We start from the raw sequence: 24,931 nt of genomic DNA, 5'->3' as shown, positions 1-24,931 counted from the left end.
GATTAACCGGGCAGCCCCAGTGCCGCCCCACTCACCCCGATTAAGGAGAGCAAGATGAAAGCATACGGGTTGGCCCTCGGGCTCGCGCTACTGCTCAGCGGCTGCGCCACCAATACCTCCGGCATTGCGCTCTATGGCCCGGCGGGCGGCGCTCCCACGCTGGAGCAGCATCAAAACGTCAATGTCACCCTGACCGAGTTGAGCCGCCGCCAGCAAAATGGCCTGCTGCAGGTCAATGTGGCCGCCGCCAGCACCCAGCGCGGCGATAACAAACTGCAATACATGTTCTATTGGTATGATGAGGCCGGTCAGGAGGTCGCCAGCGATGGCCGTGGCTGGACCCCCATCAAGCTGCATGGCTATCAGACCCGCACCCTCTCGGCCCTGGCGCCCAGCCCGGCGGCGCAGGGTTACCGGATTTACGTACGCGAAGTGATTGAGGAATCCAACTGATGAAAATGAATCATGCCCTGCTGATCCTGACCGGCGCGTTGCTGCTGGGCGGCTGCTCCAGCACCACCGTCAGCTATGGCGATCCCACTGAAACCGAAACCGTCACCGTCGATTACGGCTCAAGCGATCTGCAGGCCATCGCCGACAAGATGGCGGACTCCATGCTCGCCTCCCCCGCCACCAGCGAGATCACCGTGGGCGGTCGTCCGGTGATGTTTATGGACTCCATCCGCAACAAGACCTCCGAGCACATTGATACCGAAGCCATCACCGATACCATCCGCACCAAGCTGCTGCGGGCCGGCAAATTCCGCTTCGTTGACATGAGCAAAGTCGCCGCCGTCAAACAGCAGCTCGAATATCAGCAGAGCAGCGGCATGGTAGACCCGGCCTCCATGGTACGTCTGGGCAAACAGACCGGTGCCCGCTACATGGTCTATGGCAACCTCAGCAGCATCGTCAAGGACAATGGCAAGGTGAAGGATGTCTACTACCAGATGACCATGAACCTGATGGATCTGCAAAACGGCGAACTGCTGTGGGCCGATCAGAAAGAGATCCGCAAACAGGCGAAGAAATCCACCTTTGGCTGGTAACCGACCGGGCAACGGTGATCCGCTGCTGGCCAGACTGCCCGCCCCCTGGCGGGAGGGGCAGCTGGAACCACTCGGGTTAGGTCTGACCAACTGCAACTATCGACTGCGCCTCCCCTCGGGGCGCAGTTACTTTTTGCGTCAGGGCCACCCCGACCCGCTGCGCCTTGGCATCGACCGTCTCACCGAGTGGCAGCTTTATCAGGGGGCGATGGCCGAAGGGCTGGCGCTACCCTGCCACTATGGCGATCCCGCGAGCGGACTGATGCTGCTCGAATGGTGCGATGAGCCCAACTGGGCGCACGCGGCGCCACCGGCAGCCGATCAGCCCCGTCTGCTGGCTGAGGTGCTGCGCAAGCTCCATCACCTGCCGCTGCCTGCGGTGGTGATGGCGGTGCGAGCCCACGCAGCAGGCTATCGCGCCCGGCTGGCCCACATACCCTCCTGGCTGCCTTCGCTGGAGCGGGGCTTGCTCGCCAGCAGTGAACCAAATGATTGCTGGCGCCCTTGCCACCATGATCTCAATCCGGCTAACTTGTTGGGAAGCAACCCCTGGGTCATCGACTGGGAATATGGCGCGGCAGGTCACCCCGGCTTCGAGCTCGCCAGCATCCAGCGCACCCACGAGTGGCCCGCCGAGCGGCGCGACGCGCTGGAAGCGCACTATCTGCAGGCCCTGCCGCGCCACCAGTGGCCCGATTTTCAGAGCGAGGCATTTTTACCCTGGGTCGACTATATCGGCCTGCTCTGGGCCCTGCTGATGGCAGAGCAACAGGCCTCACACGACTATGACACCCTGATCGCCATCAACCGGCAACGACTGGAGTAACAGATGATAAACAAGGTGCGCTGGCACAAGCCGAGAACCTGGGGTCTGCTGCTGATCGGCCTGCTGCTGACCGGCTGCTCTACCCGGGTGATCTACTACTGGCTCGATACCGCCATCATCTGGCAGCTGGATGACTACTTCGCCCTCTCCTACGCCCAAAAGGATCTGCTCAGCCGCGAAGTGAAGGGGTTGATGGCCTGGCACCGCCAGCATGAGCTGCCCCGCTACGCCAAGGATCTCGATGCGCTGGCCAAAGCCATTGCCAGCCCCATGACTCCGGCACAGATCTCGACCAACCTCGATGCGGTGCAGCAGAGCCTGACCCGCACCCTGGAAAACACCATTCCCCGCGCGGTCAGACTGGCGCGCACCCTGACCGACGATCAGGTCGCCCGCTTCATGACCGATCGGGTCAAGCGGCAACAGGAACGGCAGCACGACTTCGCCACCGAACCCAAAGAACAGATGCTGGCGGAGTTTCGCGACAAGATGAACAAGCGGCTCGAGTTCTGGATTGGCGAGGTGAAACCGGCACAGGCGCCACTGGTGGCCCAGTGGGCCGAGTGGCAATACGAGCTGATGCCCCCCTGGCTGGAGTTTCAGGCGTCATGGACCCAGGAGCTGGACAGGCTGATGAAGCAGCGCCAGAGTCCCGACTTTACCCGCGAGCTGACTGACCTGCTGGCCGAAGGAGATGGCCTGATGGATGGCCGCTTTACCGGCTATACCGAACAGTCGCGCCAGCGCACGGTCAACTGGCTGAGCGCCATGAGCCAGTCGCTGGACATCTCCCAGCGGGCCCATCTCTACTCCCTGCTCAAGGGCTACGCCCGCGACTTCGAGCAGATGACCGGAAGCTGACAACGCGACCTCGGAATCATCCTAATTAGGCGGCAAGGGTTGTCCCTCCGCCGCCGCCTGTGGTAGTTTGCCCTTTCTATTTATCGGGAATTAACTTTTTGCGCCTTATCGACAAAGCCAAACTGGTGCTGGTAACCCTGGTTATCGCCCTCACCCTGCTTTGTTCCATCACCCGAATGGAAGGCCCGCTGCTACCCGCATATCCCCACAGTGAACAGCAGCAGACTCAGGTGTTCAATCAGTTGAGCGACAGCGATGATGGCGTCATCAAGTTTGTCGGCAGCCATCAGAATCACCTGCTGCGTCTCGAACAATCCCTGCGCAGTGACGACCAGCCCGACAGCGTGGTCTACGAGCTGATCCAGAGCTGGTCTGCCCAGGCCATCCTACTGTTGCTGCTCGGCTGGCTGATGCTGGCCCCCGAGCTCTATCACAAACAGAGTTTTCGTCATCGCTTCGGCGCGATCCACCGGCGTCATCTACAGCGCCAACATCTGCAATACCGCTTCAGCCAGAGCTATCTGAGCGCCTGACCCCGGAGGGGTTGGCACATCCACTGTTTGCACATCTCCTCATTCTGACGGATCCGGCTGCCGCCTGATCCGCACCCGATGCATCCCATTTTTTGCGCCTTGCCGAGCCTTGCTGCTATCGGCCTGCGCACCATTCTCCTGACAGAGGCTTGTTTGCCATGAGAAAGAGCAATCGCACCATTCTCAACCGCATGAGCAAGTGGCAGTACGCACTGCTGCTGTTGATGCTGTTGACCTTTACCTTTTACTCCCTGCCCACCTTTTTCGGTGAGCAGCCCTCCCTCGGTCTGCACGGACAGCAGCGCCTGACCACCCAGCAGCAGATGCTGCTGACCGACAAACACCTGACACCGCTCAAGGTGATCGAGCAGCCTGAGCGGGTCGAACTGGTCTTTGCCAGCCAGGGCGAGCAGCAGCGCGCCAAGCAGTTGCTGGAGCAGCAAGGGGTCGACAGTGCCGCCCTCACCCTGGAGTTTCACTCCAACGCACCGAGCTGGATCACCCGCCTCGGCGCCGATCCCATCAAGCTGGGGCTCGACCTACGTGGCGGCTCCCAGCTGCTGATCGGGGTAGACGTGGATTTTGTCATCGATACCCAGACCAAGAACCTGGTGGATACCCTGCGCACCCGATTTCGTGAAGCGAACCTGCGCGGCGCCAGCGTCATGCGCAGCGCACAGGGCGCCGTAGCCGTGACCCTGCCGGAGGTCGCCGAACAGGAGAGCTGGCTCTCTATCATCAAGGAGAGTGCCGGTACCCGTCAGGATCAGTGGAAGCTGACCCGCTCCGGCAATGATCTGAAACTGGTGCTGAGCGACGCGGAGCGCACCCTGCTGGTCAACAACGCCGTGACCCAGAACCTGTCGATCCTGAAAAAACGGATCAACGAGCTCGGCATCGTCGAGGCCTCGGTGGTGCGTCAGGGGCAGGATGGTATCCGTATCGAACTGCCCGGGGTTCACAACCCCAAGCAGGCGAAAGAGGTGATCGGCGCCACCGCCTCGCTGGCTTTCTACGAGGCCAAAGCCGACAGCCACTTCTATATCGCCGATCGCAGCGGTCAGGCCGTCGGCATGGCGCGCAAACCGGTGCTGACCGGCGAGCACATCGTCGATGCCCGCGCCAACATGGGTGAGATGGGCCAACCCCAGGTCAACATCGTGCTCGACACCCTGGGTGGCAGCAAGATGAACCAGTTCAGCCGCCAACATGTGGGCAAACCGATGGCGACCGTCTTCACCGAGTACAAGACCAACGCCCATGGCAAGCTGCGCGCCCAGAGCGAGGTGATCAACGTCGCCACCATCCAGACCGCCCTTGGCAACCAGTTCCGCATCACCGGCATTGGTAGTCTGCCGGAGGCGCAAGAGCTGGCAATGCTGCTGCGCGCCGGCGCCCTCACCGCCCCTCTCAAGATCCTCGAGGAGCGCTCCATTGGCCCGACCCTGGGGATGCAGAATATCGAGGCGGGCTTCACCGCGCTGGCCTTCGGCATGGCGGGCATGATGCTGTTCATGATGGCCTGGTACCGCAAGTTCGGCTGGGTTGCCATCACGGCGCTGGTCGCCAACCTGTTGATGCAGGTCGGCATGCTGGCGGTGCTGCCCGGCGCCGTACTGACCCTGCCGGGGATCGCCGGTCTGGTGCTGACGGTGGGCATGGCGGTGGATACCCATGTGCTGATCTTCGAGCGGATCAAGGACCGTCTGCGAGAAGGGGGCTCACTGGCCAACGCCATCGACTTTGGCTATCGCTCGGCCTTCCACACTATCTTTGATGCCAACATCACCACCCTCATCTGCGCCGTGGTGCTCTACTCCATCGGCTCCGGGCCGCTGCAGGGCTTCTCCATCACCCTCATTCTGGGTCTGCTCTCCAGCATGATCACCGGGATCTGGGGGACGCGCGCCATCATCAACCCCCTGTGGGGACGCAGCAGCGAGCGCACGTTGAAGGTGTAACGGGACAGCAGTCCCTCTGATGAGCGGCTTTGACTGCGCCATCGGCCATGGAGATGGCCGGGGCGGGCCAAAGCAGAACCCTTTTCCCCGGCGTGTTGCGACACGTCGTGATGGGCCAACAGCCTGATGCTGGCTGGCCAAGGAGAGAATTATGTTGAGAATGATCGTTGCCATGGGGCTGACCCGTTGGCGCTATATCGGCCTGTGGGCTTCCATCCTGCTGACCGTGGCCAGCGTCGCCATCTTGCTGGTGAACGGCCTGACACTGGGGCTCGATTTTACCGGCGGGATCCTGCTGGAGTTTCATATCCAGACCCTGAAAGAGGCCCATGAGCTCAATGCCATGCTGGTCTCCCCGCTGGCGGGGGCCGTTGAGCTGAGCTCGGCCGGTATTCCCGGCGAGTGGCTGATCAAGCTGCCACCGCACGAACTGCCCTGGCCCGCGGCGGATCTCGCCACCATGCTGACCCAGCAGTTGGGGATGCCGGTCGAGCTGCTGCGCACCACCATCGTCGGCCCTCAGGTGGGCGCGGAGCTGTTCCAGCAGGGGATGCTGGCAGTGCTGGTGGCTTCGCTGGCGATGTCGGCCTATCTGGCATTTCGCTTCGAGTGGCGTCAGGCCATCGGCATCCTGCTCTCGGTGGTGCATGACGCCATAGTCGCGCTGGGGCTGCTCTCCCTGTGCCAGATCGAGTTTGACCTCAACATCATCGCTGGCTTGATGGCGGTGATCGGCTACTCCCTCAACGACAGCATCGTCATCTCGGACAGGCTGCGGGATCTGCTGAGCTCGCGCACCCAGATGGGGATCCACGAGTGCTCCGATGTGGCCATCAAGGCGACCTTCAGTCGCACTATGATCACCTCGGGCACCACCCTGTTTACCGTAGGCGCCCTGCTGCTGTTTGGCGGTGACGCCCTCTACGGCTTCTCCTTCACCCTGTTTGCCGGGATCCTGGTGGGCACCGTCTCCTCCATCACCGTCGCCTCGACCGTGCAGGAGCTGCTGGGTCTCACCCCGCAGGCCTACCAGAAGAAGAGCGAGGAGCCACTGGCCAACGCGGCCTGACCCTTGTACTGACCAGGCCCCTGCCAACCCGCGGCAGGGGCCACCGCTCCCAGTCTCGTCTCAATTGACAACTGAACAGATTCGCAACACTTTCTGATCGGAACATCGTTTTTAATGACAGAAGAGTCATTTTGTTACGAAATCAACCGCCAAAATGTGACTGAAAGCACTTTCTTGAGGGCTCAAAAGCGGCACCATTGTAGTGATTTATCTACAAAGGGATATGAGATGTTGTTACAACCTGCCAATACAGCGAAATCCAGACAGTTGCTGAACGAGACCATGGCCTTGGTGCTCGCAGGAGGGCGGGGGAGTCGCCTCAAACAGTTAACCGACAACCGGGCCAAGCCTGCGGTGCATTTTGGCGGCAAATTCCGCATCATCGATTTCGTGCTCTCCAACTGCATCAACTCCGGCATCCGCCGGGTCGGTGTCGTCACCCAATACAAGTCCCACAGCCTGTTGCGCCACCTGCAATCCGGCTGGTCCTTCTTGCGCTATCAGATGAACGAGTTTATCGATCTGCTCCCTGCCCAGCAGCGGGTGGACGAGGTGAACTGGTATCGTGGCACCGCTGATGCGGTCTATCAGAACCTGGACATCATCCGCGATCACGCCCCCAAATATGTGGTGGTGCTGGCGGGCGATCACATCTACAAGATGGATTACGCCGCCATGCTGCTGGATCACGTCAATATGGGCGCCAAGGTCACCGTGGCCTGTATCGAAGTACCGCGCAGCGAGGCAAGCGCCTTCGGGGTGATGGCAGTGGATGATGATCGCAAGATCAATGCGTTTGTCGAAAAACCGGCCAATCCGCCCGCCATGCCGGGCAAACCAGAGCACGCCCTCGCCTCCATGGGGGTCTATATCTTCGATGCCGAGTATCTCTATCAGCTGCTGGATGAAGATATCGCCAACGCGCAGTCCCACCACGATTTCGGCATGGACGTGATCCCCCGCGTGGTGAAAGAGGGCACCGCTTACGCTCACCCGTTCAGCATGTCCTGCGTCGGTTGTGCCCCTGACAGAGCCCCCTATTGGCGCGATGTAGGCACCGTAGACTCCTTCTGGGAAGCCAATATGGATCTTGCCTCGGTGACCCCGGAGCTCGATATCTACGATCAGGAGTGGCCCATCTGGACCAGCCAGAACATGACCCCCTCCGCCAAGTTCGTGCAGGACAGAAATGGCCAGCACGGCATGACCATCAACTCGATGTTCTCTGGCGGCACCATCGTCAGCGGCTCCTTCATCCTGAGTTCGGTGCTCTTCACCAATGTACGGGTCGATTCATTCTGCACCCTGGATCAGGCAGTGATCTTCCCGGGTGTGGAGATCGGCGCAGGTTGCCGGCTGCGTCGGGTAGTGATCGACAAGGGGTGCAAGCTGCCGGAAGGGATGGTGATCGGTGAGAACGCCGATGAAGATGCCCGCCGCTTCCATCGTTCCGAACAGGGGATCGTACTGGTCACCAAGCCGATGCTGGATGCACTGGCAAAAACGGCGCGCAAGCAGGCTGTAGAGCAGGCCGTGCCGGCATAACTCTCCGCCCCGCACTGCTATCGCGACAAACAACGGGAGCCCTTGCAGGCTCCCGTTTTTTACGGCCACTTGCCCCCGCCATGCGACCTCCCCTTGCCAGGCCGTAAAGATAAGATTACGCCAGTGGCTTTTCATGGACAAATCTGGCAGTTAATCCAAACCTTTGGCGATGAGCAGTACTTTTATATTGCCAAAAGGCTATTAAATTCCATATTCAGACTTGAAAGTTGGCATTTACTTGGTATTGTGGTGGCCATTCGTAACGAAAGCGGTACTTTCGTAAACATAAAATTACAGCCGGTGGTATCAAAACCAGTGTGCTGACTCTGGCGAGGCAAACAGGCTATGCAGCGAGATCCCCTGAACAACATCCATATCCAGTCCGAACAAGTGATGATCACCCCTGCCCAGCTCAAGGAGAAGTTACCCATCTCCGACAAGGCACTGGCATTCGTGCAAGGGGCCCGCACTACCATCGCCGATATCATTCACCGCCGCGATCACCGGCTGCTGGTGATCTGTGGACCCTGTTCCATCCACGACATGGACGCCGCCAAAGAGTACGCAACCCGACTCAAAGCGCTGCATGATGCCTATCAGGATTCTCTCTACATCGTCATGCGGGTCTACTTTGAGAAGCCACGCACCACGGTCGGCTGGAAGGGGTTTATCAACGATCCAAACCTCGATGGCACCTTCGACGTGGAGCTGGGGCTGCACCGCGCCCGCGAGCTGCTCTGCTGGCTGGCGGAGCTGGAGCTGCCACTGGCGACCGAGGCGCTCGATCCCATCAGCCCGCAATACCTGGCGGAGCTCTTCTCCTGGTCGGCCATCGGCGCCCGTACCACCGAATCCCAGACCCACAGGGAGATGGCGTCCGGTCTCTCCATGCCGGTCGGCTTCAAGAACGGCACAGACGGCAACCTGGGTACTGCCATCAATGCGCTGCAGGCGGCCTCCTCCCCTCACGCCTTTATGGGGATCAACCAGCAGGGCCAGGTTGCCTTGCTGCAAACACAGGGCAACCCGGATGGCCACGTGATCCTGCGCGGCGGCAAACATCCCAACTACGACTCGGTTAACGTGTCGCTGGCGGAAGAGGCGCTGGAGAAAGCGGGCCTGCTGCCGAGCCTCGTGGTGGATTGCAGCCACGGCAACTCCAGCAAGGATCACCGTTTGCAGCCCAAGGTGGCCGACAACGTCATCCACCAGATCCAGGAGGGCAACCGCTCCATCATAGGTGTGATGCTCGAATCCAACCTGTTCGAGGGCAACCAGTCCAGCGAGCAGCCGAAGTGCGAGATGCGCTACGGTGTCTCCATCACCGATGCCTGCATCGACTGGGATAGCACAGCCACTCTGCTGGCGCGATGCCATCGCGAGCTGGCGGCGCCGCTCAAGAGCAGAACTGCACGGTAAGCCGTGGTATCTTGTCGTAACTGATTGAACCATAGAGGTATCACTGCCCACGCGGTGATACCTTGTTGCCTCTTGAATGACAGGGCGCCGCCGCCCGCGGCGCCAGCAAGGACTGGATATGGCTGAAGAGTTGAATGTGCTCAGGGACAAGATAGATGCGGTGGACAAGCAGCTGATCGATCTGCTGGCCGCCCGTCTGGCCCTGGTGGGGGAAGTGGGTGAAGTGAAGAGCCGCCACGGCCTGCCCATCTATGCACCGGACAGGGAGGCGAGCATGCTGGCCCGCCGTCGCGCCGAGGCAGAGCTGCTGGGGGTGCCCGGCGATCTCATCGAGGATGTACTGCGCCGGGTGATGCGTGAATCTTATGCCAGCGAGAAAGACACCGGCTTCAAGTGCATAAAGCCGGATCTTGGCAAGGTGGTCATCATCGGCGGTCAGGGCCAGCTTGGCCGCTTGTTTGGCCACATGTTCAGCCTCTCCGGCTATCGGGTCGAGACGCTGGAGCAAGCCGACTGGCCGCGCGCCGACGAGCTCCTCGCCGGCGCCGGTCTGGTGATGGTGGCGGTGCCTATCGACATCACCTGCCAGATCATCGACCAGCTCGGCAACTTGCCCGCCCACTGCCTGCTGGTGGATGTCACCAGCGTGAAGGCTGCGCCGCTCGAACATATGCTGGCGGTACACAAGGGGCCGGTGCTGGGGCTGCACCCCATGTTCGGACCGGATGTGGCGAGCCTCGCCAAGCAGGTGATCGTCTGCTGCCAAGGTCGTGACCCCGCCGCCAGCCAGTGGCTGCTGGATCAGATGACCATCTGGGGCGCCCGCTTGCAGCAGGTAGAAGCCAAGGCCCACGATGAGGCGATGACCCTCATTCAGGCACTGCGTCACTTCGCCACCTTTGCCTATGGCTGGCACCTCTCCCGGGAGCAGGCCAATCTGGATCGCCTGCTGAGTTTGAGCTCCCCCATCTACCGACTGGAGCTCGCCATGGTCGGGCGGCTGTTTGCCCAGGATCCCCACCTCTATGCCGACATCATTTTGTCGTCACCGCAGAATCTGGCGATGATCCGCCGTTACTACCAAAACTTCGGCGAAGCGCTGGGGCTGCTGGAGCGGGGGGACAGAGCCGGATTTATCGACGCCTTCTCACAGGTCTCCGGTTTCTTCGGCGAACATGCCGACCAGTTCCTGCGGGAAAGCCGCATGCTGCTGGCCCAGGCCAACGACCGCCGCCAACACGGCTGATCCTGCAAAAGCAGTAACGCTCATATCACCAAAAAGGGAAGATACTCCGGCATCTTCCCTTTTTTGTTTATTACCGATTTCAACGCTAACGTCAGTCGCGCTCGGACGTACGTTGAGTCCCCACCTCTAACTGGCCTCAATGCCCTCTCCTGTACTCCATCACATCCACCAAGCATGTCCTCTCAATATCAGCGCAAATAGCGCCCCCCCTGCTGGGATGCTAGAGACTTACAGTCAAACCAAGCTACAACGAGCAATGACTGTACTGCACAAAGGAGAGTAGTGACCCCATCAATCAAAAAGATAAGCAGGAAGCAGGAAGCAGGAAGCAGGAAGCAGGAAGCAGGAAGCAGGAAGCAGGAAGCAGGAAGCAGGATAGATTAGCCGAGACAGACGGTTTGCCAAATATCACTTAACACAGCAATCCGGCGATTCATCATGGCGCCAATACGCCGCAGCAACCGCCAAAAAGAAAATGGCCGAGATATCATCTCGGCCATTCGTAGCTTGGTCAAAGACTCAAGCCAGGATATTACTCTTGTGCAACTTATTAGAAGTTGTACTGCATACCGAATTCAAACTGGTCGTCTTTTTCACCAGCATTTTCGATTGCATAGTTAGCGTAAGACTTCAGATTGCCAGTAAATGCATATTCAACACCGAGTACTACACGGTCAAAAATATCGGCATAACCAGCACTCTTACCAGTATAAGTTGCTTCGCTTTCAAGGAAGTTATAGCCAGCAAGCAACTTCCAAGCATCGATGGTATAAGAACCGGCGATTTCATAACCACGAGCTTTCATGCTTTCATCTGCATAAGACTCAATCTTGGACTGGTTATACATGGCACCAACGTAGAAGGCATCGTACGCATAAGATGCGCCCAGTGCCCAGTCTTCTTTAGATTTAGCGCGAACAATCTCATCACCAAGAGTAACAACGACACCGTCAGCAAGGCTTCCTGCGGTCACATCTTCAAACTTCTTGTCTTGGTAACTCGCACCAAAACCAAAGCCATTGGTGAAGTTATAACCAGCGCCGACCGCATAACCGTTTTTCAGGCCAGCGTCATTAGCATTGATCTGACCACCGTTTGTTCCAATACCAACTTGCTCATCAGAAGATGAATAGGAGCTGTTGTGGCTGATGTAGGAAGCATTAAAGAAGGCGCCATCCCATGCACCACGATAAATCACTTGGCCTTCTTGACGACCGTCGTCCAAGTTGCCTACGTTGCCCAACTCTTCGAAGATATCGGCACGGTCACGAACACCCCATTTAGCAGCGGTATCAGTCTGACCAAACAGGAATTGACCGTACTGGGAACCATCAAAACCGGCAAAAATATGACGCGAAGCGAACTGTTTATCGTCAGCACCTGAGTTTTCGGATTCGACCTGCCACTCACCCATGGCCAGAGCAGACCATGTATTATTCAGTGCGACCTTACCACTGAGACCCATACGAGCATAGGTATTAACCTCACCCTTTTGAGTTTGATCCTGCTGCTTTACAAAGCTATTTTTAACTGCATCAAATTCCGCTTTGTCTTCCTCACCTTGATAACGAGCATGTACACGACCGTTCACATCAAATTTGGTGCCATCTTTGTCATACACGGTAGCTGCGTTGGCTGCGGAAGCGAACAGAGCCGGGATAGCGATTGCCAGAATTGTCTTTTTCATAGTTTCCAATGCCTACTGTAAGTTAAACACTAAGTCGTTGTTATTCCCTGTGTTAGCGATGTTCTTTGCATCACTATGCCGCCGAGACTAGCACCGGATTTTTTGAACCGCAATGAAAAAACTTGGAACTTTTTATGGAAATCATGGTCCCCAAGATGAAAATGTGATCCAAATCTCACTTGAGGCTCAATAAAAGGGAAAACGTTTACAACCAATCCTGCTGATTATATGGACTCAAATAGCTTGTTTTGCATGCAGGCAACGCTAACTACCTGATAAACAACTAAAGTGGTCTGATCAGCGTAAAACTGCCGTGATAATGGCAGTTGCCTCGACCTCACCAAGGGGTTGCGGGTATCCTTGTCCTTCGATTAACCCTTAACTGGCCTTCTCTTCATGCTCTCTACTCGCCTCAAAGCCACCATTCGTCAAACCTATCGCCAGATTGCGGATGGATTACCCGGTTTTGTGCCGCGCAAAGAGCAGAACTTTCTGGTGGCCGAAATCGCCAAAACCCTGACCGGCGAGTACGACAAACAGCGCCGGATCCTGGTGGCCGAAGCGGGAACCGGTATCGGCAAATCTCTCTCCTATGCTCAGGGCGCCATCCCGGTGGCACGGCTCACCCAGAAGAAGCTGGTGATCTCCACCGCTACCGTGGCCTTGCAGGAGCAGCTGATCCACAAAGACCTCCCCTTTTACCACCGCCACAGCGAGCTGCCGTTTCGCTTTATGCTGGTCAAGGGGCGTCAGCGTTACTGCTGCGAGCATCTGCTGGAGCAGGGTGCCAGTGGTGCCGAGATGGCCAACTTCGAGCTCGACTTTTTTCTGCAAAATACGGGTGCCCTCAGCAAACACAAACCATCGGAGAGCGACAAGGATCGTTACCAGGCGCTGTGGCAGGCCTATACCAATGGCAAGTGGGACGGGGATCGGGACAACTGGCCGGAGCCGATCCCCGACCTCTGTTGGGATCGCATCGCTGCCGATCGCCACACCTGCAACAAGGCGCTGAGCCATCATCAGCACTGCCCCTTTCATCGCGCCCGCAACGATATGGACAGTGCCGATGTGCTGGTCGTGAACCATGCCCTGCTGCTCTCCGATCTCACCATGGGGGGGGGCATCATCCTGCCGCCCCCCGATGAGTGCATCTATGTACTGGATGAGGCCCATCACCTGCCCACCATCGCTCGGGATCACGGCGCCGCGTCGGCCAGCATCAAAGGCTCGCGCCGCTGGCTGGAGAAGCTGGTACAAAGCGCTGGCAAGCTGGCGCGGACGCTTAATAAAGAGAGCCTGCTCGACCCCCAGCTCAAACTGCAGGATGCGCTGGCCTCCATCCAGCCGGATCTCAAGGCCGTTGAACAGTGGCTCGGCGCCAACGATCGGCTGTTTGGCACTGAACCCCACTACCGCTTCGCCGAAGGGGTGTTGCCAGACCCCCTGCCGATGCTGGCGGAAAACCTCAAGGAGTCGAGCAAGAAGGCACTGCGGGCGCTGGACCGGATGCAGGGGGCCATCGGTGAAGCGCTGAAAGATGGCGAGATCCGCCGCAAGGAGGCCGAACCCCTGCTGGCCGAGAGCGGTTTTCATCTGCAGCGGCTGGAGAGTTTCTGCGCCTTGTGGGAGATGCTGGGACGCCATGTCCCGACGGGCAAGACCCCGCTCGCCCGCTGGATGGCCAGGAGCGACGATGGCGATATCTGGCTGCATGCCTCACCGATAGAAGTGGGGTATCTGCTGGAAGAGTGGCTCTGGTCCAAGTGTCTGGGGGCCGTGCTGGTCTCCGCGACCCTCACCGCCCTCTCCTCCTTTAGCTATTTTCGCCATCAGGTGGGGCTCAAAGAGCACGACGGCACTCGCTATCTGCGCCTGCGCTCCCCCTTTGACTATCAGAAGGCCGAGCTCTATCTGCCCAAAATGGCGCACGAACCCAACTCGCCTGCTTTTACCAGCGAGCTTGTCAGCGTGCTGCCGCGCATTCTGGCAGGCAAGGAGGCAAGCCTGGTACTTTTCTCCTCCTACCGGCAGATGAATGAAGTGGTGGCGGGACTGCGCGCCAAGGGACTCTCCCTGCTGGTGCAGGGGGAAGCATCCCGCAATGCGTTGCTTACCTTGCACAAGCAAAAATGCGATGGCGGTCAGCCCAGCATTCTATGTGGTACCGGCAGCTTCTCGGAGGGGCTGGATCTGCCGGGTCACTACCTCACCAATCTGGTGATCACCAAGCTCCCCTTCGCGGTGCCCAACTCGCCGGTCGAGGAGGCCACCTCCGAGTGGGTCGAGCAGCGGGGCGGCAATCCTTTCCTGCAACTGACGGTGCCAGAGGCGTCGCGCAAACTGATCCAGGCCTGTGGTCGTCTCATTCGTAAAGAAGCCGATCGGGGACGGGTCACCATTCTTGACCGACGGCTGCTGACCAAACGTTACGGCAAGGGGCTGCTCGATGCCCTCCCGCCGTTTACACGGCGGATCGAGTAAATAAGCCAGTCTTTATTGACAAATAGAGTGGCAACGGCACGAACTTTCGCCCCCAGAAAGAGCCATTGCCGCAGTGGGCCAAACCTGCAAAAATGAGCCCCTGTTTTCAGTGGGCAATCGCCTGACTGTTCAAGGAGATGAAATGAAACTGACTGTTCTGGTACCGGCACTGGCTGGTCTGTTGTGGGCCAGTAGCGCCCTGGCTGATGCTCAACTGGAAGTGACCAACCCTTATGTTGTCCAGCTGATTGATGGTCAAGCAATCAACCCCTCATTACTCGATAACACCAAGAAATTCCCACTTAATGTTGGTAAACATCAGCTCGTGGTTGCGTTTGAAGGCAATTATTCTAATCGAGACGAAATCAAGCTGGTGACCGCTGAGCCCTTGGTGATCAACTTTACCGCCGCCGACAATCAGCAGCTGGTACTGGACTACAAGAAGCCCCGCAACGAAGCCGAAGCCAAACAGTTCCTGAAAGATCAGAAAGTGGCGCTGAAAGACAAGGTCAGCGGCCAGCAGGTAAGCAGCGAACAGTTCGTGATGCCGAAAGTAGAAGGCTTCCAGCTGACCCGTGACTATCAGCAAGAGCTGATCAACATGGGCAAAGCCTTCAACCAGCCCAAAACCGTTGCCGTCTCCTCTGCCGCCGTAATGGCCGCCGCCAGCGCACCAGTCGTGGCTGCGCCGAGCAAGGCACAGAGCAATCCGGAAGCCCTGACCCAGCTGCAAAACTGGTACAACAAGGCGGATGCGGAAACCCGTAAAGCCTTCCAGATCTGGGTTATCCAGCAGCAGTAATCCGGGACCTTCATCCTGACCCGTCGGGAATGACAAGGGGAGCCTGGCTCCCCTTTTTCATATCCAGGTTCATCTCTGCACCGATGGAACCAATCCCTGATGTCACTGTATATTTTCTACCACCCCCTCTACTCAGCCTTGACTCTGCCCGAACGCCATCGCTTTCCGCTGGCCAAGTATCAGGGACTGTTTGAGCGCCTGCAGGTGCAGGGTTACCCCCTTGGCGAAGCGCCCGCGGCTACCCGGGAGCAAATCTGCCGAATTCACAATGCCGATTATGTCGCGGCGGCCCTGAGCGGCCAGCTGGAAGCGCGCGCCATCCGCAAGCTCGGTTTTCCCTGGTCACCCATGCTGATGGAGCGCACCTTGCGCTCGGTCGGTGCCACCATTGCCGCCAGCCGCTATGCACTTGAGCAGGGCTGCGGCTTGCAGATCTCCGGCGGCTACCACCACGCCCATCGGGATCACGGCAGCGGTTTTTGTCTGTTCAACGATCTGGTGATTGCCGCGCAAGCTTGCCTCGACGAGGGGCGCTGTGAACAGGTGCTGATCGTCGATCTCGATGTGCATCAGGGAGATGGCTGTGCGGCCCTGTGCGCCGGACGGCGCGATATCATCACCCTCTCCCTCCATGGTGAGCACAACTTCCCCCACCACAAAGCCACCTCTCACCTCGACTTTCCACTGCCAAGCGGCATGGCTGACGATGCCTATCTCACCACACTGCAACAGGCGCTCTCACTGGCACTGCGCCTCTATTTGCCGGATCTCATCCTCTATCAGGCGGGCGTCGATGTGCATCATGCCGACGAGCTTGGCTATCTCTCCCTGAGCGATGAAGGTGTTCGCCTGCGCGATGCCATGGTGTTTGACTACGCAGTGCAGCACGGCGTGCCCATCGCGGCGGTGCCCGGTGGCGGCTATCGCCGCGACTGGCAGCAGCTGATCCCGCTTCATATGTCGCTGTTTGAGACAGCTCGCCAACGTTTTGGCTGATGCGGAAACGCCATCCGAGTGGGCGGGCACTTCACCAGATTAAAATAGAAGAGGCGACCCTGGGGTCGCCTCTTCTTGTTTCGTTATCTCGGTCTCACAAGCTCGCTCGATGCCTAGCAAGCTTGGGACGCCTGAGAATCACTATTTCTGCCGCTTGCGGGCGTACTTGCGACGGGCGCGGGCCTGACGCTCCTCTTCCCGCTCGGCCTTCTCTTTGGCTTTTTGCTCGGCTTCTTCTGCGGCTTCGACAATCTCGATGCTCACCATCTCCGGCGTCTCCAACGAGATGCGGCCAAGCAGGCCGGAGCGGAACTCGTTGATCAGGATCTCGGACGCCTTGTGCAGATCGGCCAGACCCCCTTTGCGCACGAAGGCGCGTTGGCGGGCAATCATCTCCAGCAGCTCGATCTCGGTCTCGGGCAGTTCAGCTATCTGGTAGCGTGCCTTGATCCGCTCCGGATAGGCCTTGATGAAGTAGTCGGCGGCAAACATGGCGATATCGGCATAGTCGAACACCGTATCCTTGATAGCCGCGGTGATGGCCAGCCGATACCCGCAGGAGGGCGGGTTGAGTTTGGGCCAGAGAAAACCCGGGGTATCGGTCAGGATGACGTTGTTCTCCAGCTTGATCCGCTGCTGGGACTTGGTCACCCCCGCCTCGTTGCCGGTGCGGGCGATGATGCGTCCGGCCAGGGTATTGATCAGGGTGGACTTGCCCACGTTGGGGATCCCCATGATCATCGCCCGCACGCCGCGCAGCTCAAAATTGCGCTCCGGCAGCATCTCATGGCAGAGGGTCAGCAGTTGCTTGATCTTCTCCGGCTCTTGTTGCGTCAACGGCAGCGCCTTGATCCCCTTCTCTTTTTCCATGTGCGCCACCCACAGATCGGTGATCGCCGGATCGGCGAGGTCCGCCTTGTTCAGCACCTTGATCACCGGGGTATCACCACGCAGCTCGGGCACCAGCGGGTTTTCGCTGGAGAAGGGGATGCGGGCATCGAGCATCTCGATGATCACATCGACCTGGGGCATGACCTCGGCAATCTCTTTGCGGGCCTTGTGCATGTGACCGGGGAACCAGTTGATGGACATATCCGTTACTCTCTGTGGGGGCTGCGGGCGCGCGCATGGAACAACAGGCGCTCTGCCGCGGGCATCGAACGAAGGGGGCGCATTTTACCTGCTGCGGGCCCATTTTGACAGGTCATTCTAGCCATCACCTCATCAAATCAGCAAACCGTCGAGACGAAGCAATACAGCCGAAAACGAGCAGACCAACCTGCTCAATTGACAGATAACACATTGATATAATGTAACATTTCCATCCTCTTTTCACATAACCGTCACCGATAGTCAGTAAAAGTGTCATCTACCCCCTCTAGGCTGCGCTCAGGTTTTACAAGGAGCGAACCCCAATGAGAAAAATGGCAGGACTTGCAGTGATGATCGGCGCCGCCCTGGCCGCCGGCTGCAAATCAGACAATGACACGGTGGCGACCAAGCCCGCCACCCAGCCCACCAACGTCATCTTCTTCCTCGGTGACGGCATGGGCCTCAACACCCTGACGGCGGCCCGCATCTACGGTGTCGGCGAAGAGGGTGATCTGACCATCGATACCCTGCCAGAGACGGCCTTCATCAAGACCTTCTCCCACGATGCCCAGAAGGGCAGCAACGAACCCGGATTCTATGGTCGCATCAGTGGCAGATCCCGCTGGTAGTGGAGTCGGCCAGCCTCGACGGCTATCGCAGCTACCGGATGGAGGTGACCCTGCGCAAGCTGCCCGCTCAGCTCCCCTGGCTGCAACTCGCCGATTACGAAGTGCGCGATCTGCGGGATTTCTTCGACTGAGATCCCAACCCTTCAGCGGGTGGAAAGACAACGCAGGCAGGAATGTTACACTCTGACCATTCGACTCTGGCTCACGATCTTGATGCGCGCTCTCTGCCTGCCCTTTTTTGCCCTGCTGTTATTGCTGGTACACACCGGCGCCCAGGCTATTGTGCTGGTGGCGGCCGAGCTGCCCCCCTATGTCATTCGCTCCTCTCACGGCAAGCCAAGCGGTGTCGCCATCGAGATCATGGAAGAGGCCGCCCGACGCCTCAAAGAACCGCTCACCATCGAGTTGATGCCGCTGGCACGGGCGCTCACCCAAACCGCGCATCGCAAGGATGTCTTGCTGATCCCGCCGGTGCGCAGCTCTCAACGGGAACACCTCTACTACTGGGTGACACCGATCCTCGATGAAGAGTTCGTCATCGTCAGTGATCGCAACGCCCATCCCACTCCGCTCACGTTAAAAGATCTTCCTTCGCTCAAGCTGGGCGCCTTGCGTCACTCCTTCGGCCAGTACCTGCTCAAGCAGCGGCTTAATCTCGCCAGCCAAACCGTTGCCACCGAAGATCTCAATGCCCTCAAACTGCAACGAGGACGCATCGATGCCTGGGTCGCAGCCTGGAACGTCATCCTCTACAACCAGCAGACGGGTGGATTTTCCATCGATGAGATAGTCAAAGGCGAATCCTTGATGCGGACCCAGTTATTTATCGCGGCCAGCAAGGATTTCTCCTTCACCGAAGGTCGTCGCTGGCAAGCCGTGATCGACCAGATGCGCCATGATGGCGCCCTGGCGCGGATCATCCGTCAGTACAACTATCAGGCTCCTGAGTAGTCACTCAGTCACGGTTGCCAAGGCCAGCCAGAATGGTTATGGTAGCCCCATGAAAATACTCGTTATTTCCTCGCATTTGCTCACACCCTGCTGAGCCCCCGCCTCGCTCCTTCGGCCGCGAGTCGTTTGGGGGCATGGCATTTTCACTGTTTTGAATCTGTGTAAACCATTGTGTGACATCCAGCGTACTGTCCAGCCTTCCCTTGTCGGCCTGGCCTCTCTGCTATTGATAAGGAATATCCTATGAAACAACCTCATCTCGTTATCTCCAGCCTTGATCTGGATCGTATCGAACAACTGCTCGGCAACCACCCCCAGCATCTGGCCCTGCAAGAGGAGCTGGATCGCGCCGAGATCCGCGAACCGGCCGACATGCCGCCGGACGTGGTCACCATGAACAGCAAGGTGCGCTTCAAGATGCAGAACAGCGGCAACGAGTTCTGCCTCACCCTGGTCTACCCGCGCGATGCCAAGGGTGACGAGAGCAATATCTCGGTACTGGCGCCGGTGGGCAGTGCCCTGCTAGGCCTGAAAGTGGGCGACAGCATCGCCTGGCCGGGCCCGGCCGGTCGCACCATCGAGGTGGAAATTCTGGAAGTGGTCTATCAGCCGGAGCGCGCCGGCGAGCTGCACCGCTGACTCCGGTTGCGGGCAGGCCAGCCCGCACAGCCTGATCCCGATCAAGCTTCCCTTGCTTATCGAGCCGATTTTCCCCCTATCGTCCCCCGCCCCTTGAGCCTGACTCGGGGGGCAGGTATCTTGTTGGCCGCGTCATGGTCATGACGCACCGAATTTCAGGCTGACATCATGATAAAAATTGCCCTCATCGACGATCACCAGATCGTCCGATCCGGTTTTGCCCAACTGCTCAATCTGGAGCCCGACCTGCAGGTGGTCGCCGAATTCGGCTCCGCCAGCGACGCCCTTGCCGGTCTGCCCGGCAGCGGGGCGCGGGTCTGCGTCTGCGACATCTCGATGCCCGACCAATCGGGGCTGGATCTGCTCAAGCAGCTCCCCTCCGGTCTGGCGGTGGTGATGCTCTCGGTCCACGACAGCCCGGCCCTCATCGAGCAGGCACTGCAGACCGGTGCCAAGGGATTTCTCTCCAAGCGCTGCAGCCCGGACGAACTGATCGCCGCCGTGCGTACCGCCGCCCAGGGGGGGTGTTATCTGACGCCGGACATCGCCCAGAAGCTGGCCAGCAGCAGCCGGGATCCCCTCACCAATCGGGAGCGGGAGATTGCCCAGTTGCTGGCACAGGGACTGGAAGTAAAAGCCATCGCCGAGCAGCTTGGCCTCTCCCCCAAGACGGTCCACGTCCATCGCGCCAACCTGATGGACAAGCTCAAGGTCAGCAACAACGTCGAGCTGGCCCACCGCATGCTGGATAGCTGGTGATCTCCCGTTTTGCCAGCTATGTCGCCATCGCGCTGGCGGCCTGCTTCATCTTTGCCGCCGGCTGGTTTTGCCTCTGGAGCATCAGCCTGCATCTGGCGGGTGGCCCGGCGCTGGCGGTGCTGCTGTTCCCCTTCGGCCTGCGCCTTGGCTTGCTGCTGCAAAGTCCCGGCCACTACTGGCCGCCGCTATTATTGTGCGAAGGGCTGCTGCTCTACTGGCTCAATCAGGAGGTGGGGCTGCCCCACTGGCCGTGGCTGGTCGCGGGCAGCCTGCTGACCCTGTTGCCGCTACTGATTGCCCGTCGCCAGCAGGTGCGCAACGACTGGCAGCAACTGTTGCTGCTGCTGGCCACCGTCACGGCGGCAGCGCTGCTGCAAGCCCTGCTCTGGCATCTGGCGGGGGAAGATGGCCTCTCTGCCCTGCTGCTCAGCCTGACCGGGGGGCTGACGCTGACCTCCACCTGCATGCTGATCTGGCACTACCTCACCCGCGCCACCTGGGTGCCACTCGGTCCTGCGCTGGTGGATCAGCCGGTGGACTGGCGCTTTCGCCATCTGGTCTGGTACCTGCTGCTGTTCGTGCTGAGCCTCTGGCTGCAACTGGGATTGCCCAACTCGCTGGTGCGCTTCACCCCGTTTTGTCTCGCCATCCCCATCATCGCCATGGCGTGGCGCTACGGCTGGCAGGGGGCGCTGCTCGCCACCCTGATGAACACCATCGCCCTGCTGGCCAGTCAGGCCTGGCACGATCACCCCCTCGATCTGCTGCTCTCCCTGCTGGCCCAGAGCCTTACCGGCCTGCTGCTCGGCGCCGGGATCCAGCGCCAGCGCGAACTCAATCAGGCGCTGACCCGCCAGCTCGCCCACAATCGCCAACTCACCGAGCGGCTGCTGGAGACCGAGGAGAGCATTCGCAAGGAGGTAGCGCGCGAGCTGCACGATGATATCGGCCAGACCATCACCGCCATTCGCACCCAGGCCGGGATAGTGCGCCGGCTCGCCCCCGACAATGCGGGTGTGGGCCAGAGCAGCGCCCTGATCGACACCCTGTCGCTCGGGATCTACGATGCGGTGCGCGGCCTGCTCGGCCGCCTGCGCCCGCGCCAGCTCGACGACATGACCCTGGAGCAGGCGGTACGCAGTCTGCTGCGGGAGCTGGAGCTGGAGCGTCACGGCATCGTCACCCGGCTGGAGTGGCAGCTGGCGGATGGGGATCTCTCCGATGCCCAGCGGGTCACCCTGTTTCGGGTCTGTCAGGAGGGGCTCAACAACGTGGTCAAACATGCCAACGCCCACTCGGTCACCATTCGCGCCCGGGCCAGCGGCGAGCAGCTGCAACTGGTGCTGGAAGATGATGGCCGCGGCCTGCCACAGAGTCGCCCGCAACAAGGCTATGGCCTGCTCGGCATTCGCGAGCGGGTACAGGCGCTCGGGGGCAGTCTGCAACTCTCCTGCGTCCACGGCACCCAGCTGACGGTCAACCTGCCCAGTCGCAAACGGGAGGAGAGTCATGGCTAATCACCACCGGAGGGCCAGCCTGTGCTGAGTTTTATGAGAAGCGCGCCGCCCCAGCCCCTTATCCGGGATCAGGCCGAGATCGACGCGACCTATCGCCACTGGCGGCTGCACCTGCTGCTGACCATGTATCTGGGCTACGCGGTCTTCTACTTCACCCGCAAGAGCTTCAACTTCGCCATGCCGGACATGCTGGCGAGCGGCATGCTGGACAAGTCAGACATCGGCATGCTCTGGACCCTGTTCTACATCACCTACGGCTGCTCCAAGTTCTTCTCCGGCATCATCAGCGACCGCGCCAACCCGCGCTACTTCATGGGGATTGGCTTGATGGCCACCGGGGTCATCAATATCCTGTTCGGCCTCTCGTCGGCACTCTGGATGTTTGCCGCCCTCTGGGTCGCCAACGCCTTCTTCCAGGGCTGGGGCTGGCCCCCCTGCTCCAAGCTGCTCACCAGCTGGTACTCGCGCACCGAGCGCGGAGTCTGGTGGTCGGCCTGGAACACTGCCCACAACGTCGGCGGGGCGCTCATCCCTCTCATCGTCAGCACCATCGCCCTGCAACATGGCTGGCGCTACGGCATGATAGTGCCCGGCCTTATCGCCATCGTGGCGGGGTTGTTCCTCTGCTGGCGGCTGCGGGATACCCCGAGCGCCATGGGGCTACCGACAGTGGGCGAGTGGCGCAAGGACGCCATGGAGCTGGCCCAGCAGACCCAGGATGCGGGGCTCTCCCACCGCCAGATCCTGCGCAAATATGTGCTCGGCAACCCCTATATCTGGCTGCTGGCCTGCTGCTACGTGCTGGTCTATGTGGTGCGCACCGCCATCAACGACTGGGGCAACCTCTATATGACCGAGCAGCGCGGCTTCAATCTGATGAGCGCCAACTCGGCTATTTCGATGTTCGAGGTGGGGGGCTTTATCGGCGCCCTGGTGGCAGGCTGGGGATCGGACAAGCTGTTCAACGGCAACCGTGGCCCGATGAACCTGATCTTTGCGGTGGGAATATTGCTGGCGGTGGGATCGCTCTGGCTGATGCCCTTCTTCAGCTATGTGATGCAGGCGGCCTGCTTCTTTACCATCGGTTTCTTCGTGTTTGGCCCGCAGATGCTGATCGGCATGGCGGCGGCGGAGTGCTCCCACAAAAACGCGGCGGGGGCAGCCACCGGCTTCGTCGGCCTGTTTGCCTACATGGGGGCGGCGCTGTCGGGCTATCCGCTGGCCAAGGTGATGGAGATCTGGCACTGGAACGGCTTCTTCGTGGTGATCTCGGTGGCGGCGGGCGTCTCGGCCCTGCTGCTGCTCCCCTTCCTCAAGGCGCAGGCCCCCAGAACCGCTCAAGCGAATGCAGAGTAGCGGCTGGCATGGCAAGCCAGATCCGGCAAGCAGAAACAGGCAGGGCGCGGATCACCGCGCCCTGCCTTTATCCCTCCTTTATCCCTAAACCTATCCCTGCCTCAGGCCGCCTGACAGACCCGGTTCTTCCCTTCCCGTTTGGCCCGATAGAGGGCGTCGTCCGCGCGCCGGAACAGGTGGTCGAAATGCCACTCTCCCTGCCAGTGGGCGACCCCCATGCTGACGGTAATATGGATCCCCTCCACCTCGCTGGCCGCAAGCTGAACCAGCAGTGACTGGCAACGGGCGATCGCCTCGTCTGCGGTGGCATGGCGAAACAGCAGCACAAACTCCTCGCCCCCAAAGCGACCGGCCAACACCCCCTCCAGCTCGCGCAGCGCCAGCCCGACCCGCTCCAGTACCCGATCCCCCACCTCATGACCATGCCGATCGTTGACCTGCTTGAAGTCATCCAGATCGAGCACCACCAGCGCCCCCTGTTGTGCCGGCCGTCCCCGGGTCAGACGTTCCATAAAACCGCGACGATTGAACAACCCGGTCAGCGGATCATGACTGGCCTGATAGCGCAGCTCCAGCGCCCGGTGCTGGTTGCAGAGCAGCAGCACCCCGAAGGTGAGCATGGAGCTGCCCACCAGCATGGAGACATAGGGCAACACGTTGAACAACTGACGCTGGAACGGGCTTTCGATCACCTCGCCCCAGACGGCACATATCCGCATCAGGGTCATGGCAATCAGCACCAGATTGAGGCCAATCAGCACCCAGACCGCCACCTGATAATCGGGGCGTCCGTGGCGCCAGAGCTGCCAGATGATCAGCGTACTGAGCACGAGGAAGGTGGCGCTGCTGATCATCACCCGCACCGCAATCCGGCCATCGATGGCGACCGACCAGGTCATGATGGCGGCAAACAGCAGGATGAACCCCCAGCAAGCGCGCCAGCCGGGCGGTTGACGGAAGAAACAGCGCTGGGCGACCAGCAGCAACAACACATGAAAAATCAGGAAGACATTGCCAACCCAGGAGCCATAAGGCGTGGGGGTCAGCAGCAGACTGGCGAATCCCGCCTGACCCAGCATGGCAAACAGGCTGGACCACCACCAGACCCCGACGCCGGGAATATCGTGGTGAGTCACGCGAATGATGGTGAGCGTGAGGAAACCGAGACAATAGCCACACAAGGCCATGATCATCAAGGTAAAAATATCCAGCTTGAGCAGTAGTGAGGCGTCCATACCAAAGCCATACAGAGAGGGTAACTGAGTATATGAGAAGCGTTTGCCTAGACCCAGAGGGACCTGACTGTTTTCACAATAAAAACATCCTGTTCGCCGGTTTTTCGCGCTGCTGGATCACTATCGCCATTCAGTCACCACAGGCTCGATACATACCCGCTGATGAGATCCCCCCGACAAAAGCCACATGCGAGCCCCTGAGCCTGTAAATAATTCTGTGTAACTGCCCACGCCATTACAGGTGACCGTTCAGGCGATCACCGAACTCGATAATA

Annotated in this window: 21 protein-coding genes and 2 pseudogenes; 20 read left to right on the top strand and 3 right to left on the bottom strand. The window is 59.6% G+C overall.

Annotated features, from left to right (window positions below; translation table 11 throughout):
- The first annotated feature begins 54 nt into the window (after positions 1 to 54).
- From OKC40_RS08975 to tyrA, 10 genes are all read left to right on the top strand, one after another.
- The gene (locus tag OKC40_RS08975; RefSeq protein ID WP_042022171.1) at positions 55 to 453 is read left to right on the top strand and encodes a YcfL family protein; all 399 of its coding nucleotides are present in this window, start codon (positions 55 to 57) and stop codon (positions 451 to 453) included.
- Positions 453 to 1,049 carry a penicillin-binding protein activator LpoB gene (gene lpoB, locus OKC40_RS08970; RefSeq protein WP_270794866.1) on the top strand — a complete coding sequence of 199 codons (597 nt, stop codon included), beginning with the start codon at positions 453 to 455 and terminating at the stop codon, positions 1,047 to 1,049. Before OKC40_RS08975 ends, lpoB begins: the two co-directional genes overlap by 1 nt.
- A complete protein-coding gene (locus tag OKC40_RS08965) occupies positions 1,039 to 1,875 on the top strand; it encodes a choline/ethanolamine kinase family protein (protein ID WP_270794865.1) in 837 nt (278 codons plus the stop codon). Before lpoB ends, OKC40_RS08965 begins: the two co-directional genes overlap by 11 nt.
- Positions 1,876 to 1,878: 3 nt before the next feature.
- Positions 1,879 to 2,736, top strand: coding sequence for a DUF6279 family lipoprotein (locus tag OKC40_RS08960; RefSeq protein ID WP_270794864.1), 858 nt, complete (start codon positions 1,879 to 1,881; stop codon positions 2,734 to 2,736).
- A 98-nt stretch (positions 2,737 to 2,834) separates the two neighbouring features.
- On the top strand, positions 2,835 to 3,269 hold the full coding sequence (locus tag OKC40_RS08955) for a hypothetical protein (protein WP_058053844.1): 435 nt from the start codon (positions 2,835 to 2,837) through the stop codon (positions 3,267 to 3,269).
- 158 nt (positions 3,270 to 3,427) lie between these two features.
- Positions 3,428 to 5,230, top strand: a complete 1,803-nt coding sequence (secD, locus tag OKC40_RS08950) for a protein translocase subunit SecD (RefSeq protein ID WP_270794862.1) — start codon at positions 3,428 to 3,430, stop codon at positions 5,228 to 5,230.
- Between the two features lie 151 nt (positions 5,231 to 5,381).
- Entirely contained in the window at positions 5,382 to 6,299 is a 918-nt protein-coding gene (secF, locus tag OKC40_RS08945; RefSeq protein WP_202904466.1) for a protein translocase subunit SecF, read from the top strand.
- 228 nt (positions 6,300 to 6,527) lie between these two features.
- Positions 6,528 to 7,844 (top strand): glucose-1-phosphate adenylyltransferase, encoded by a 1,317-nt coding sequence (gene glgC, locus OKC40_RS08940; protein ID WP_042655852.1) that lies wholly within the window; start codon positions 6,528 to 6,530, stop codon positions 7,842 to 7,844.
- A 345-nt stretch (positions 7,845 to 8,189) separates the two neighbouring features.
- Positions 8,190 to 9,263 carry a 3-deoxy-7-phosphoheptulonate synthase gene (locus tag OKC40_RS08935; RefSeq protein ID WP_270794859.1) on the top strand — a complete coding sequence of 358 codons (1,074 nt, stop codon included), beginning with the start codon at positions 8,190 to 8,192 and terminating at the stop codon, positions 9,261 to 9,263.
- Between the two features lie 118 nt (positions 9,264 to 9,381).
- Positions 9,382 to 10,509, top strand: coding sequence for a bifunctional chorismate mutase/prephenate dehydrogenase (tyrA, locus tag OKC40_RS08930; RefSeq protein WP_270794858.1), 1,128 nt, complete (start codon positions 9,382 to 9,384; stop codon positions 10,507 to 10,509).
- A gap of 550 nt (positions 10,510 to 11,059) precedes the next feature.
- Here tyrA and OKC40_RS08925 read toward each other — a convergent pair.
- Positions 11,060 to 12,196: a porin gene (locus tag OKC40_RS08925; RefSeq protein ID WP_270794856.1), complete on the bottom strand. Its 1,137-nt coding sequence runs from the start codon at positions 12,194 to 12,196 to the stop codon at positions 11,060 to 11,062.
- Between the two features lie 396 nt (positions 12,197 to 12,592).
- Between OKC40_RS08925 and dinG the strand changes: the two genes are divergently transcribed.
- The 3 genes from dinG to OKC40_RS08910 all read left to right on the top strand — a co-directional run bounded on the left by dinG (position 12,593) and on the right by OKC40_RS08910 (position 16,478).
- Positions 12,593 to 14,680: an ATP-dependent DNA helicase DinG gene (gene dinG, locus OKC40_RS08920; protein WP_270794854.1), complete on the top strand. Its 2,088-nt coding sequence runs from the start codon at positions 12,593 to 12,595 to the stop codon at positions 14,678 to 14,680.
- Positions 14,681 to 14,822: 142 nt separating this feature from the next.
- Positions 14,823 to 15,482, top strand: coding sequence for a YccT family protein (locus OKC40_RS08915; RefSeq protein WP_270794852.1), 660 nt, complete (start codon positions 14,823 to 14,825; stop codon positions 15,480 to 15,482).
- Between the two features lie 99 nt (positions 15,483 to 15,581).
- Positions 15,582 to 16,478, top strand: coding sequence for a histone deacetylase family protein (locus OKC40_RS08910; RefSeq protein WP_270794850.1), 897 nt, complete (start codon positions 15,582 to 15,584; stop codon positions 16,476 to 16,478).
- 141 nt (positions 16,479 to 16,619) lie between these two features.
- Here OKC40_RS08910 and ylqF read toward each other — a convergent pair whose 3' ends face one another.
- Positions 16,620 to 17,570 (bottom strand): ribosome biogenesis GTPase YlqF, encoded by a 951-nt coding sequence (gene ylqF, locus OKC40_RS08905; protein ID WP_270794848.1) that lies wholly within the window; start codon positions 17,568 to 17,570, stop codon positions 16,620 to 16,622.
- A gap of 323 nt (positions 17,571 to 17,893) precedes the next feature.
- Between ylqF and OKC40_RS08900 the strand changes: the two are divergent.
- The 7 genes and pseudogenes from OKC40_RS08900 to OKC40_RS08870 form a co-directional block, all read left to right on the top strand.
- Positions 17,894 to 18,184 (top strand): annotated as a pseudogene (locus OKC40_RS08900) (alkaline phosphatase); the annotation flags it as partial.
- Positions 18,142 to 18,330, top strand: a pseudogene (locus OKC40_RS08895) (hypothetical protein); the annotation flags it as partial. The pseudogenes OKC40_RS08900 and OKC40_RS08895, both read left to right, overlap by 43 nt.
- Before the next feature lie 82 nt (positions 18,331 to 18,412).
- On the top strand, positions 18,413 to 19,150 hold the full coding sequence (locus tag OKC40_RS08890; RefSeq protein WP_270794847.1) for a substrate-binding periplasmic protein: 738 nt from the start codon (positions 18,413 to 18,415) through the stop codon (positions 19,148 to 19,150).
- Positions 19,151 to 19,393: 243 nt separating this feature from the next.
- Positions 19,394 to 19,789, top strand: a complete 396-nt coding sequence (gene rnk, locus OKC40_RS08885; RefSeq protein ID WP_201930015.1) for a nucleoside diphosphate kinase regulator — start codon at positions 19,394 to 19,396, stop codon at positions 19,787 to 19,789.
- A 168-nt stretch (positions 19,790 to 19,957) separates the two neighbouring features.
- Complete coding sequence (uhpA, locus tag OKC40_RS08880; RefSeq protein ID WP_005334071.1) at positions 19,958 to 20,548, top strand: transcriptional regulator UhpA; 591 nt, start codon at positions 19,958 to 19,960, stop codon at positions 20,546 to 20,548.
- Positions 20,545 to 22,065, top strand: a complete 1,521-nt coding sequence (uhpB, locus tag OKC40_RS08875; RefSeq protein ID WP_270794845.1) for a signal transduction histidine-protein kinase/phosphatase UhpB — start codon at positions 20,545 to 20,547, stop codon at positions 22,063 to 22,065. The genes uhpA and uhpB overlap by 4 nt, the downstream gene beginning before the upstream one ends.
- A 21-nt stretch (positions 22,066 to 22,086) precedes the next feature.
- On the top strand, positions 22,087 to 23,421 hold the full coding sequence (locus OKC40_RS08870) for an MFS transporter (protein ID WP_270794843.1): 1,335 nt from the start codon (positions 22,087 to 22,089) through the stop codon (positions 23,419 to 23,421).
- A gap of 101 nt (positions 23,422 to 23,522) precedes the next feature.
- Here OKC40_RS08870 and OKC40_RS08865 read toward each other — a convergent pair whose 3' ends face one another.
- Positions 23,523 to 24,656, bottom strand: a complete 1,134-nt coding sequence (locus OKC40_RS08865; RefSeq protein WP_270794842.1) for a GGDEF domain-containing protein — start codon at positions 24,654 to 24,656, stop codon at positions 23,523 to 23,525.
- Positions 24,657 to 24,931 lie beyond the last annotated feature (275 nt).

It is taken from the genome of Aeromonas sp. QDB11 (assembly GCF_027705265.1).
Classification (GTDB): Bacteria; Pseudomonadota; Gammaproteobacteria; order Enterobacterales; family Aeromonadaceae; genus Aeromonas; species Aeromonas allosaccharophila.
This window is presented reverse-complemented; position numbering and strand designations above follow the sequence as displayed.

Excerpts from the sequence above, each read along its gene's own strand:
- secD (WP_270794862.1), top strand. The coding sequence starts at position 3,428 with ATGAGAAAGAGCAATCGCACCATTCTCAACCGCATGAGCAAGTGGCAG.
- OKC40_RS08935 (WP_270794859.1), top strand. The coding sequence starts at position 8,190 with ATGCAGCGAGATCCCCTGAACAACATCCATATCCAGTCCGAACAAGTG.
- OKC40_RS08910 (WP_270794850.1), top strand. The coding sequence starts at position 15,582 with ATGTCACTGTATATTTTCTACCACCCCCTCTACTCAGCCTTGACTCTG.
- lpoB (WP_270794866.1), top strand. The coding sequence starts at position 453 with ATGAAAATGAATCATGCCCTGCTGATCCTGACCGGCGCGTTGCTGCTG.
- secF (WP_202904466.1), top strand. The coding sequence starts at position 5,382 with ATGTTGAGAATGATCGTTGCCATGGGGCTGACCCGTTGGCGCTATATC.
- OKC40_RS08890 (WP_270794847.1), top strand. The coding sequence starts at position 18,413 with ATGCGCGCTCTCTGCCTGCCCTTTTTTGCCCTGCTGTTATTGCTGGTA.
- rnk (WP_201930015.1), top strand. The coding sequence starts at position 19,394 with ATGAAACAACCTCATCTCGTTATCTCCAGCCTTGATCTGGATCGTATC.
- ylqF (WP_270794848.1), bottom strand. The coding sequence starts at position 17,570 with ATGTCCATCAACTGGTTCCCCGGTCACATGCACAAGGCCCGCAAAGAG.
- dinG (WP_270794854.1), top strand. The coding sequence starts at position 12,593 with ATGCTCTCTACTCGCCTCAAAGCCACCATTCGTCAAACCTATCGCCAG.
- tyrA (WP_270794858.1), top strand. The coding sequence starts at position 9,382 with ATGGCTGAAGAGTTGAATGTGCTCAGGGACAAGATAGATGCGGTGGAC.
- glgC (WP_042655852.1), top strand. The coding sequence starts at position 6,528 with ATGTTGTTACAACCTGCCAATACAGCGAAATCCAGACAGTTGCTGAAC.
- uhpA (WP_005334071.1), top strand. The coding sequence starts at position 19,958 with ATGATAAAAATTGCCCTCATCGACGATCACCAGATCGTCCGATCCGGT.
- OKC40_RS08925 (WP_270794856.1), bottom strand. The coding sequence starts at position 12,196 with ATGAAAAAGACAATTCTGGCAATCGCTATCCCGGCTCTGTTCGCTTCC.
- OKC40_RS08915 (WP_270794852.1), top strand. The coding sequence starts at position 14,823 with ATGAAACTGACTGTTCTGGTACCGGCACTGGCTGGTCTGTTGTGGGCC.
- OKC40_RS08960 (WP_270794864.1), top strand. The coding sequence starts at position 1,879 with ATGATAAACAAGGTGCGCTGGCACAAGCCGAGAACCTGGGGTCTGCTG.
- OKC40_RS08865 (WP_270794842.1), bottom strand. The coding sequence starts at position 24,656 with ATGGACGCCTCACTACTGCTCAAGCTGGATATTTTTACCTTGATGATC.
- OKC40_RS08975 (WP_042022171.1), top strand. The coding sequence starts at position 55 with ATGAAAGCATACGGGTTGGCCCTCGGGCTCGCGCTACTGCTCAGCGGC.